Source organism: Streptomyces sp. McG3 (assembly GCF_018619185.1).
In the GTDB taxonomy this organism is placed as follows: Bacteria; Actinomycetota; Actinomycetes; order Streptomycetales; family Streptomycetaceae; genus Streptomyces.
The window spans coordinates 1-10,762 of sequence record NZ_JAAXYC010000280.1 but is presented as its reverse complement, the minus strand read 5'-3'; the positions used below and the strand labels follow the sequence as shown (position 1 = coordinate 10,762).

At 71.7% G+C, this 10,762-nt stretch carries 8 protein-coding genes and 1 pseudogene; 7 read left to right on the top strand and 2 right to left on the bottom strand.

The annotated features are described in order from the left end of the window. The 7 genes and pseudogenes from HET64_RS31055 to HET64_RS31025 form a co-directional block, all read left to right on the top strand. Nucleotides 1-184: pseudogene (locus HET64_RS31055) on the top strand (ABC transporter ATP-binding protein); the annotation flags it as partial. After that, a complete protein-coding gene (locus tag HET64_RS31050; protein WP_215110479.1) occupies nucleotides 181-1,161 on the top strand; it encodes an ABC transporter permease in 981 nt (326 codons plus the stop codon). The pseudogene HET64_RS31055 and the gene HET64_RS31050, both read left to right, overlap by 4 nt. A gap of 60 nt (nucleotides 1,162-1,221) precedes the next feature. Next, nucleotides 1,222-2,226, top strand: a complete 1,005-nt coding sequence (locus tag HET64_RS31045; RefSeq protein WP_215110478.1) for an ABC transporter permease — start codon at nucleotides 1,222-1,224, stop codon at nucleotides 2,224-2,226. Then, nucleotides 2,223-3,209 carry an ABC transporter ATP-binding protein gene (locus HET64_RS31040; RefSeq protein ID WP_215110477.1) on the top strand — a complete coding sequence of 329 codons (987 nt, stop codon included), beginning with the start codon at nucleotides 2,223-2,225 and terminating at the stop codon, nucleotides 3,207-3,209. Before HET64_RS31045 ends, HET64_RS31040 begins: the two co-directional genes overlap by 4 nt. Before the next feature lie 34 nt (nucleotides 3,210-3,243). Then, complete coding sequence (locus HET64_RS31035) at nucleotides 3,244-4,713, top strand: GH1 family beta-glucosidase (protein ID WP_251146128.1); 1,470 nt, start codon at nucleotides 3,244-3,246, stop codon at nucleotides 4,711-4,713. A 57-nt stretch (nucleotides 4,714-4,770) separates the two neighbouring features. Further along, nucleotides 4,771-7,338 (top strand): glycoside hydrolase family 3 N-terminal domain-containing protein, encoded by a 2,568-nt coding sequence (locus HET64_RS31030; RefSeq protein WP_215110476.1) that lies wholly within the window; start codon nucleotides 4,771-4,773, stop codon nucleotides 7,336-7,338. Between the two features lie 57 nt (nucleotides 7,339-7,395). Further along, nucleotides 7,396-8,775: a hypothetical protein gene (locus HET64_RS31025; protein WP_215110475.1), complete on the top strand. Its 1,380-nt coding sequence runs from the start codon at nucleotides 7,396-7,398 to the stop codon at nucleotides 8,773-8,775. Between the two features lie 204 nt (nucleotides 8,776-8,979). Here the strand turns inward: HET64_RS31025 and HET64_RS31020 are convergent, their stop codons facing one another. Both HET64_RS31020 and HET64_RS31015 read right to left on the bottom strand, forming a co-directional pair. Then, entirely contained in the window at nucleotides 8,980-9,615 is a 636-nt protein-coding gene (locus tag HET64_RS31020; protein WP_215110474.1) for an SMI1/KNR4 family protein, read from the bottom strand. Nucleotides 9,616-9,697: 82 nt separating this feature from the next. Beyond that, the gene (locus HET64_RS31015; protein ID WP_215110473.1) at nucleotides 9,698-10,702 is read right to left on the bottom strand and encodes a YdcF family protein; all 1,005 of its coding nucleotides are present in this window, start codon (nucleotides 10,700-10,702) and stop codon (nucleotides 9,698-9,700) included. Nucleotides 10,703-10,762 lie beyond the last annotated feature (60 nt).

The window sequence follows — 10,762 nt, the reverse complement described above, 5'->3', positions numbered from 1 at the left end:
GCCCGCCGGCTGCCGCTTCCACCCCCGCTGCCCCAAGGCGATGGAACGCTGCCGCACCGAACTCCCGCCGCGCTTCGACCTGCCGGACGGGCAGTGGGCGGCCTGCTGGCTGTACGACGGGGCGGCGGCGAACGGCACGGAACCGGTGGCGGACCGCACGGCCGTGAAGGAGGCCACCCGGTGAAGTACATCCTCCAGCGCCTCGCCTTCTACGCCGTCACCGCGTGGGCCGCGATCACCATCAACTTCCTCATCCCCCGGCTCATGCCGGGCGACCCCGTCCAGGCCCTCCTCAGCCGCTACCAGGGGCAGCTCGACACCAAGGCCATCGACTCCCTCAAGGCCCTGTTCGGCCTGGACGAGCAGCAGTCGATGTGGCAGCAGTACACCGACTACTGGGCCCACCTCCTCGACGGCGACCTCGGCCTCTCCTTCACCTTCTTCCCCACCCCGGTCAGCGAGGTCATCGGCCAGTCCCTGCCCTGGACACTGGCCCTGGTCGGCGTGACCACGCTGATCAGCTTCGTCCTCGGTACCGGCATCGGCGTCTACAGCGGCTGGAAGCGCGGCTCCTGGCTCGACTCCCTGCTGCCGGTCACCACCTTCATCTCCTCCATCCCGTACTTCTGGCTCGGCCTCGTCGCCATCGCCCTGTTCGCCGAGAAGTGGTCGCTGTTCCCGAACTCCGGCGGCTACGACAACGCGCTCGTCCCGGCCTTCGACTGGCCGTTCATCTCCAGCGCCCTCTACCACGCGGTCCTGCCCGGCGTGACGATCGTCCTCAGCGCGGTCGCCGGCTGGATCCTCGGCATGCGCAACATGATGGTCACCGTCTCCTCCGAGGACTACGTGATGGTGGCGCAGGCCAAGGGCCTGTCCGAGCGGCGCGTGATGTTCGGCTACGCGGCCCGCAACGCGGTGCTCCCCAACATCTCCGGCTTCGCCCTCTCCCTCGGCTTCATCGTCGGCGGCACCCTGCTCGTCGAGATGGTCTTCACCTACCCGGGCATCGGCTTCCAGCTGCTCCAGGCGGTCGGCGGCAAGGACTACCCCCTGATGCAGGGCGTCTTCCTGATCATCACGCTCTCCGTCCTCGCCGCGAACCTGCTGGCCGACCTCGTCTACGCCGCCCTCGACCCCCGTACCCGGAAGGAGGCATAGACCGTGCCCGTCCCCGCCGTCCGCGCCGCCCGACCCCGTACCCGGAAGGGCTGAGGCCCCATGTCCGTCACCGCCACCGATGTCGCCGTCCTCGACGGCGCACCCCCGCCCGCGCCGCCCACCCGCCGGGCCCGGCTCCGGTTCCTGCGCGGCGGGAAGACCCGCACCGGCCTGATCCTGCTGGCGTTCTTCGTCCTGCTGGCCGTCGCCGGGCCCTGGCTCGCGCCCTACGACCCCGACGCGATGAGCGACCAGCTGCTCCAACCTCCTTCCGGCGCACACTGGTTCGGCACCACGCACACCGGGCAGGACGTCTTCTCGCAGATCCTCGTCGGCACCCGGGGCGTCCTCGTCGTCGGGCTGCTGGCCGCCGTCATCGCGACCGCCCTGTCCGTCCTCATCGGGGTCAGCGCCGGATTCCTCGGCGGGGCCGTCGACGAGATCCTCTCGGCGCTCTCCAACATCTTCCTGGTGCTGCCCGGACTCCCGCTGATCATCATCGTCGCGAGCTTCGTCCCCGACACCGGGGACATCGTCATCGCGGTCGCCATCGCCCTGACCTCCTGGGCCTGGGGGGCGAGGATCCTCCGCGCCCAGACCCTGTCGCTGCGCCGCCGCGACTACGTGGAGGCCGCCCGCGCCACGGGCGAGTCGACCCCCCGGATCATCCTCTTCGAGATCCTGCCGAACCTCACCGCCGTCATCGCCTCCGGTTTCGTCGGCACGGTCATCTTCGCGGTCCTCACCGAGATCACCCTCGCCTTCATCGGCGTCGCCGACATCTCCCACTGGAACTGGGGCACCGTGCTCTTCTGGGCCCAGTCCAACCAGGCCCTCGCCCAGGGAGCCTGGTGGTGGTTCGTCCCGGCCGGCCTCTGCATCGCCCTGCTGGGCACCGCGCTCGCCCTCATCAACTTCGGCATCGACGAGTTCGTCAACCCCCGCCTGCGCACCGCCACCGGATCCTCCCGGAAGGTCAGGATGCGCGTCGGCTTCACCCCCGTGGCCCGGAAGGCCCCCGGTGCGGGCCACCCCGGGCAGAGCAGCAAGGAGCCGCGCCCATGAGCGCCGAGCCGGTCCTGACCGTCAGCGGACTCAACGTCGACTACGGCACCGACGCCAACGCCGTCCACGCCCTGCGCGACATCGACCTGACCCTCCACCGCGGCGAAGTCCTCGGCCTCGCGGGCGAGTCGGGCTCGGGCAAGTCCACCCTCGCCTACGCGGTGACCCGGCTGCTGTCCCCGCCCGGCGTCATCACCGGGGGAGAGGTCCACTACCACCGGCCCGGCGGCGACCGCGTCGACATCCTGTCCCTCGCCCCGCACCAGCTGCGCGCCTTCCGCTGGCAGGAGCTGTCCATCGTCTTCCAGGGGGCGATGAACTCCCTCAACCCGGTGCACACCGTCCACAGCCAGCTCACCGACGTCCTCGCCGCCCACCGGCCCGAACTGAAGAAGCGCCAACGCACCGCACGAGCACAGGAGTTGCTCAACCTGGTCGGCATCTCCGCCGACCGGCTCGCCGCCTACCCGCACCAGCTCTCCGGCGGAATGCGCCAGCGCGTGATGATCGCCATGGCGCTCGCCCTGGAACCCGAGATCGTCATCATGGACGAGCCGACCACCGCGCTCGACGTCGTCATGCAGCGGCAGATCCTGCGACGACTCGTCCGGTTGAGGGAACAGCTGAACTTCTCGGTCGTGTTCATCACCCACGACATCTCCCTCCTGATCGAATTCTCGGACCGGATCGCGATCATGTACGGGGGCCGCATCGTGGAGCAGGCGGGTGCGGCGGAGATCTACCGCGACCCCCGGCACCCGTACAGCGACGGGCTGCTCCACTCCTTCCCCGCGCTCCACGGCCCCCGGCGCGAACTGACCGGCATCCCCGGCTCCCCGCCCCACCTCTCCGCGATGCCCACCGGCTGCGCCTTCCACCCGCGCTGCGGCAAGGCCTTCGAGCCGTGCGCCGGACAGATCCCGATGCTGACCCCGCCCGCCGACGGACCCGGCCGCGCGGTCGCCTGCCACCTGCACACCTGACCTGGGCTCCTCCCCTCCCTACGTACGGAGACCGATGAACCTCGCCCCCACCCCGCAGCGACTCCTCCGTCCGGCCCCCGTGCGAGGGCTCCCGGCCGACTTCCGCTGGGGCGTCGCCACCTCCTCGTACCAGATCGAGGGAGCCGTGGCCGAGGACGGCCGCACCCCGTCCATCTGGGACACCTTCTGCCAAGTGCCCGGGGCCGTCGAGGGCGGCGAGCGGGGCGATGTGGCCTGCGACCACTACCACCGGATGCCCGAGGACGTGGAGCTGATCGCGGGCCTCGGCATCGACACGTACCGCTTCTCGCTCGCCTGGCCCCGCATCCAGCCGGGCGGCCGGGGCCCCGCAAACGCCAAGGGCCTCGACTTCTACAAACGCCTGGTCGACGAGGTCCAGGGGCGCGGCATCACCCCCTGGATCACCCTGTACCACTGGGACCTGCCGCAGGAGCTGGAGGACGCGGGCGGCTGGCCCGCGCGGGACACCGCCCTGCGCTTCGCGGAGTACGCCGCCCTCGCGTACGGGGCCCTCGGCGACCGGGTCGAGCACTGGACCACGCTCAACGAGCCCTGGTGCTCGGCGATGCTCGGTTACGCCTACGGGGTGCACGCCCCCGGCCGCCGCGACCTCGGCGACGCCATGGGCGCCGTCCACCACCTGCTCCTGGGCCACGGTCTGGCCGCCGGAGCGCTGCGGGACGCGGCCGGGAGCAACCCCCTGGAGCTGGGCATCACCCTCAACCTGGGCACCGCCACCCCCGAGACCGACAGCGCGGCCGACCGTGAGGCGTGCCGCCGCGCCGACGGCATGGGCGCCCGGCTCTACCTCGACCCGCTCGTCCACGGCCGCTACCCCGAGGACGTCGTCGCGGACCTGGCCGCCCAGCACATCGAACTCCCGGTCAGGGACGGCGATCTGGCCGCCATCGCCGCCCCGCTCGACGTCCTCGGCGTCAACTTCTACCGGGGCATGCGGTTCTCCGGCGTCACCGAGGACGGATCGGCCACCGGGGCCGACGGGCTCCCCGTCACCCGGGTGGTGGAGCGGGACCTGCCCCGTACCGCGATGGACTGGGAGATCACCCCCACCGAACTCACCGACCTGCTCGTGCGGTTGCAGCGCGACTACGCGCTGCCGACCGTCATCACGGAGAACGGCGCCGCCTTCGACGACACCGTCGCCGCCGACGGCTCCGTCCCCGACGCCGACCGCACGGCCTACCTCGCCGACCACATCGCCGCCGTCGTCGCCGCCCGCGCGCGAGGGGCCGACGTCCGGGGCTACTTCGCCTGGTCGCTGCTGGACAACTTCGAGTGGGCGTACGGCTACGACAAACGGTTCGGCATCGTCCGGGTGGACTACGACACCCAGGTCCGCACGCTCAAGGACAGCGCCAAGTGGTATCGCGACACGATCCGCCTCACCCGCCGTGAGAGTCCCCCGGCGCTTCCCCCTCGCACCGAAGCACCGTCCCCCCGCACCGAAGCCCATCCCTCATGAGCACGGTCATAGGCACGTCCGGAACCCCGACCGCACCAGGAGAGAGAGCACCCCCCCATGCCTCGTACACCGCACCCCCGCGTTCGGCCCCGGACGGGCCGGAGCAGCTCCGCGACGGCCGCCCTCGCCGCCGCGGCCGTGCTGGCCACCCTCCTCGCCGTCCCCTACGGAGCACCCGGGGCGTTCGCCACGGACGCCGTCGAGCCGCCCGGCAAGGCGCACCGGGCGCCCACCGCGAGCGTGGTCACCGACACGGCCGTCCGCCCGGTCAAGAACGGCGCAACGGCACAGTTGGCGCTCTCCGTGGCCACCACCGGCTCCGTCCCCACCGAGGAGCCCGTCACCGTCACGTACACCACGAAGGGCGGCACGGCCGAGGCCGGGAAGGACTACACCCCGGCCACCGGCAGCCACACCTTCCCCGCGGGCACCGCTTCCGGCACCACCCACGAGGTGACCGTCCGCACGGCGAGGGCCCCGAAGCCCGCCGGGGCGAAGACGATCGCGCTGGAGCTGACCGTCACCGGAGCCAAGGCCCCCGAGGAGAACCCGCAGGTCGTCATCGACGCGCACGGACTCCCGTACCAGAACGCGAAGCTGCCCGTGAAGCAGCGGGTCGCGGATCTCCTGGGGCGCATGTCGCCCGCCGAGAAGGCCGGCCAGATGACCCAGGCCGAGCGCAACGCGCTCCGCGCCCCCGGCGACATCGCCGCCTACGGCCTCGGCTCACTGCTCTCCGGCGGCGGCTCGGTCCCCACCCCCAACACGGCGGCCGCCTGGGCGAAGATGACCGACGCCTACCAGCTGCGCACCCGGACGACCCGCTTCCAGATCCCCCTGATCCACGGCGTGGACGCGGTGCACGGGCACAACAACGTGGTCGGTGCGACGATCATGCCGCACAACATCGGCATCGGCGCGGGCCGCGACCCCGAGAGCGCGGAGCGGACCGGTGCGATCACGGCGAAGGAAGTGCGCGCCACCGGCGTCCCGTGGGACTTCGCCCCCTGCGTCTGCGTCACCCGCGACGAACGCTGGGGCCGCTCCTACGAGGCGTTCGGCGAGGACCCCGCCCTGGTCGAGGCCATGGGGACGGTCATCCAGGGCATGCAGGGCAGCCCGTCGGGCAAGGACCTGCACCGCAACGACAAGGTGCTGGGCAGTGCCAAGCACTTCGTCGGCGACGGCGGCACCGCGTACGGCTCCTCCACCACCGGCTCGTACACGGTCGACCAGGGCGTCACCGAGGTCACCCGCGACGAACTGGAGGCCGTTCACCTCTCCCCGTTCGAGGAGTCGGTCGGGCGCGGCGTCGGCACGGTCATGCCCTCGTACTCCTCGCTGGACATCCTGGGCGACGACAAGGGCCCGGTGAAGATGCACGCCAACGCCGAGATGATCAACGGTGTCCTCAAGGACCGGATGGGATTCGAGGGCTTCGTCATCAGCGACTGGCAGGCCATCGACCAGATCCCCGGCGACTACGCGAGTGACGTCGTCACGTCGGTCAACGCCGGACTCGACATGATCATGGTCCCGACCGCGTACCAGGACTTCACGAAGACCCTGAAGGACGAGGTGGCGGCGGGCCGCGTCCCCGAGGCCCGGATCGACGACGCCGTCGCCCGCATCCTCACCCAGAAATTCCGCCTCGGTCTCTTCGAGAAGCCGTACGCGGACACCACCCACCTGGACGAGGTCGGCTCGGCCGGGCACCGCGCGGTGGCCCGTGAGGCGGTGGCCAGGTCCCAGGTGCTGCTGAAGAACGACGGGGCCGTCCTGCCCCTCAAGCCCTCCCAGAAGGTGTACGTCGCCGGGTCCAACGCCGACGACATCGGCAACCAGGCCGGCGGCTGGACCATCAGCTGGCAGGGCTCCTCCGGGAAGACCACCACCGGCACCACGATCCTGGAGGGGATGCGGAAGGCGGCGAAGACCCCGGAGTCCGTCACGTACTCGCGCGACGCCTCCGCCGCCACCGACGGCCACGACGTCGGAGTGGTGGTCGTCGGCGAGACCCCGTACGCCGAAGGCATCGGCGACGTCGGCAACGGGCACGACCTGGAACTGACGGCCGCCGACCGGGCGGCGGTCGACAAGGTCTGCGCCGCCATGAAGTGCGCCGTCCTCATCGTCTCGGGCCGCCCCCAGCTCATCGGCGACCGGCTCGCGAAGATCACCGCACTGGTGGCCTCCTGGCTGCCGGGCTCCGAGGGCGACGGCGTCGCCGACGTCCTCTACGGCAGGCGGGCCTTCACCGGGCAGCTCCCGGTGACCTGGCCGAAGGCGGCGGCCCAGCTCCCGATCAACGTGGGGGACACGACGTACGACCCGCAGTTCCCCTACGGCTGGGGCCTGACCACCCTGAAGAAGCCCCCGGCCGGCGGCGAGCCGGCCCTCGCGGCCCTCGCCGTCGCCGCCCGGGCGGCCGAGAAGGCGCACCTGGGGAAGACCCCGGCGGGCAGGGCGATCGTGGACCGGGCCCGGCTGCTGGTCCAGGGGAAGACCGACGGGACGTTCACCCAGGAGGTCGCGAAGCCGTTCGCGGAGGCGGACCACCTGCTGCTCACCGGTGATCTGACCGGTGCGGTGGGCAGGCTGCGCACGGCGTACCGAGCAGCGTAGGAAACGCGCTCCCGGACGGGCGGCGGCGTTCGTCGCCCGTCTGGAGTAGCGTTAAGTATGAGGAAAAGGCTCTTCCCCGCGCTGCTGGCGGGCCTGCTGCTCATCTTCGCAGCGGCTGCTCTCGCCCTGACCTCCCCCGCGTCGGCCGCGCCCGCCGCGACCATCCAGGACGCCGCCCAGGCCCTGCGCGACGACCCGGTCTACGTGGACCCGGGCGCTCGCGATCAGCTCTCCGTCGCTGACGAGAAGGCCCTGGAGAACAAGATCACGGACGCCGACAAGCCGGTGTTCGTGGCCGTCCTCCCCGATACCCCGGCCTTCCCCGAGGAAGGCCTCCTCCAGACCCTGCGCAGCGACACCGGCATCACCGGCGTCTACGCGATACGCCTCGGCGACGGCTTCGACGCGGGCGCTGACCCGCAGGTCATGCCCACCCGAGCGGTCGACAACCTCACCGCCGCCGTGGAGAACCCCACCACCGCCGGCGACGCCGACACCCAGCTCAACGCCTTCGTCGACCGCGCCGTCGAACAGACCCGGGGCAGCGCGCCCGCCTCCTGGTCCGGCGGAGGCGCGGCGGACGAGTCCGGAGCACCGGTCGGCGGGCTGATCACACTCGGCGCGCTGGTCGCGGCGGGCGGCGCGGGCGCGTTCGCGATCTCCCGCCGCAACAAGCGCCGCAAGGAGGAAGAGGAGCGCGCCGCGCTCGACAAGCTCCGGGTCGTCGTCGACGAGGACATCACCGCCTACGGCGAAACCCTGGAACGCCTGGACTTCCACCCCGCCGAGAAGGGCGCGGACGACACCATGCGCGCCGACTACGAACGGGCCCTGGACTCCTACGAGAGCGCCAAGACGAAGATGGACAAGGCCACGCACCCCTCGGACGTCCGCGGCGTCACCCAGTCCCTGGAGGACGGCCGCTACTCCCTCGCGGTCCTGGAGGCCCGACGCACCGGCGCGGAGATCCCGGCCCGCCGCCCGCCGTGCTTCTTCGACCCGCGCCACGGCCCCTCGGTCGCCGACGTGCTCTGGACCCCGTCCGGCGGCGCGTCCCGCGAGGTCCCGGTCTGCGGCGCGGACGAGGCGCGGCTCACCCGGGGCGAGGACCCCATGAGCCGTACGGTCGACGTCGGCGACGGCAACCGCCGCCCGTACTGGGAAGCGGGCCCGGCGTACGGCCCCTGGGCCGGCGGCTACTTCGGCGGCGGCCTGCTCCCCGGCCTCCTGGTCGGCACCATGCTCGGCTCGATGCTCGCCACCCCGGCGTACGCCTCCGAGTACGGCGGCGGTGACTTCGGCGGCGGCGGTGGAGGCGACTGGGGCGGCGGCGACGTCTCCGGCTCCGACTTCGACGCCTCGGGCTTCGGCGGAGGCGGCGGTTTCGGCGACGGCGGAGGCTTCGGCGGGGGCGGCTTCGACGGCGGCGGGTTCTGAGCATCCAGATCTTCCCGCGACGCCCCGGGTTCCGGCGGATCCCCTCAGCCGGGGCCCGGGGTCCGGGCACCGGCTGAGGGGGCCCCGGTCCCCGGACGGCCCGGGGCGGGCCGACGTGCGAGGGCCGAGGCACGGAGCCGATCCGCTCCTGGCCACGCCATCAGGGCATGTCGCACACGATTCCCGCGGGGCCGACGGGCCGACTCAGTTGTCGTCCTCCTCGTCCTCCTCCATGCTCGCGTACCCGGAGTGGAACAGCGCTGAGAAGCCGGGGTACTCCGTGGTGTCGCCGTACTTCGGTGTGAACTCGTAGGCGGCCCACTCGCCGTCCGGCCCGACGTCGGTCGGATCGAGCAGCCAGAAGTCCTCTCCCCGGGCGATCTCGATGGACCGGCGGAACAACTCCACGACTTCCTCGTTGCCGGGTATGGAGGCGTAGATCTCGGTCACGCGTCCGCCGGCCTCGCTGTCCCGCATCCACACGACGCGATCGCACGGATGGACGCCGTCCACCCAGCCGTCGAGGCGCTTCCACCCGTCGCTCACCAGGAAGAATCCCCGCAGGCCGGGTGGGAACCGCACTCCGAGCCGCTCCTCGGACGCCGCCAGAGCTTCCTCCCGGGCAGGGGTTTCGCCCAGCCACGGCTCAACCCGCTCGTCCTGGTCCAGAGCCTCCAGCTGATCCTCGTCCAGCAGGTCGACCAGCTCTTCGTCGTCGGCACGGACCTTCACGTACAGCTCGCCGTACCGCTCCAGAAAGACACGCCATTCCTCCGGCGTGGTCGGGGCACCGGCAACTTCATTCTCTTCAGGCTCAGTTGTCATAGTCACGCCGATCATGGTGCCAGGTGGCTCTGACAAGGCCGATGGCCGACGGCCCTGGCAGCTCGATCAACCTCCGGGGGGTTTCCAGCGCCGGACACTAGGCCGCGTACCAGGCGGCCACCCCGCCGAGGATGATGATCACGCACATCGCCGCGTTGCTCCGCCGGTAGTCCACGAGGATCGCGGTGAACTCGCGGAGCGTCGCGTTGGGCCAGAAGTAGGCGGCGGTGGGGGAGCCCACCACCTGTCCCCGGATCCGGACCCGCCGGGCGGTGAGGGCGGCGCGGAAGGCGTGGTAGTTGTTCGTGACGACGACGCACCGGTAGCCGGGCTTGGCCTCCTCCATGATCGCCTTGCTGAACCGCAGGTTCTCCTCGGTGTTCGTCGACCGGTCCTCCCGCTCGATGAGGTGTGCCGGAAAGCCCTCGGCCACCAGGTGGTCGGCCATGGCGTGGGATTCCGGCAGGTCCTCGTCGGGTCCCTGTCCGCCCGAGGTGATGAGCACGGGGGACCCGCCGCGCCGGGAGAGCCGTGCGTGCACCTCCCGCCCGCGCTTCAGCCGGCTCGCCAGCAGCGGCGGCACGGTGGAGCCGCCGACGAGCCCCGAGCCCAGGACGACCACGAAGTCGGCCTTGCGGCGCACGCGCAGCCGCCCGTAGAGGAACGCGTAACAGACGAAGCACAGGAACAGGAACGAGAAGTAGAGCGCCAGCCCGCCGGCCGCCGTCGCCGCGCCGATCAGCAGCGGTGTCCGCAGGGCGGCGGCGGTGGCGAGCAGGGCGAGGACGGCGAGGATGGCCAGGGCGGCCAGCAGGGAGAGCAGATTCGCCGGACTCCGGCCCTCCTTGCGCAGCATGCGTACGCCGTTGAGGAACAGAAAGCCCGTCAGTACGAGCACCGCCACCGCCCCCAGGCCCAGCAGCGACCACAGCACGACGGGCGCGGAGGCCGAGCCGGAGTCGACCAGCCGGTACAGCAGGCCGGCCAGCGCACAGAGCGCGGCGAGCCCGAGGATGACGGCGTTGCTGAACTTGCGGCGCTCGCGCAGCACGCTCACACAGAAGACGAGGAAAAGGAGCGCCGCCGGGGCGTAGACCACCATGCGCACAGACTAGGCAGCGCTCCGGGAGCCGTTGACGGCGAGGTGGGGGCGAGGCGGGAG

Excerpts from the sequence above, each read along its gene's own strand:
- HET64_RS31045 (WP_215110478.1), top strand. The coding sequence starts at position 1,222 with ATGTCCGTCACCGCCACCGATGTCGCCGTCCTCGACGGCGCACCCCCG.
- HET64_RS31040 (WP_215110477.1), top strand. The coding sequence starts at position 2,223 with ATGAGCGCCGAGCCGGTCCTGACCGTCAGCGGACTCAACGTCGACTAC.
- HET64_RS31035 (WP_251146128.1), top strand. The coding sequence starts at position 3,244 with ATGAACCTCGCCCCCACCCCGCAGCGACTCCTCCGTCCGGCCCCCGTG.
- HET64_RS31030 (WP_215110476.1), top strand. The coding sequence starts at position 4,771 with ATGCCTCGTACACCGCACCCCCGCGTTCGGCCCCGGACGGGCCGGAGC.
- HET64_RS31025 (WP_215110475.1), top strand. The coding sequence starts at position 7,396 with ATGAGGAAAAGGCTCTTCCCCGCGCTGCTGGCGGGCCTGCTGCTCATC.
- HET64_RS31020 (WP_215110474.1), bottom strand. The coding sequence starts at position 9,615 with ATGATCGGCGTGACTATGACAACTGAGCCTGAAGAGAATGAAGTTGCC.
- HET64_RS31015 (WP_215110473.1), bottom strand. The coding sequence starts at position 10,702 with ATGGTGGTCTACGCCCCGGCGGCGCTCCTTTTCCTCGTCTTCTGTGTG.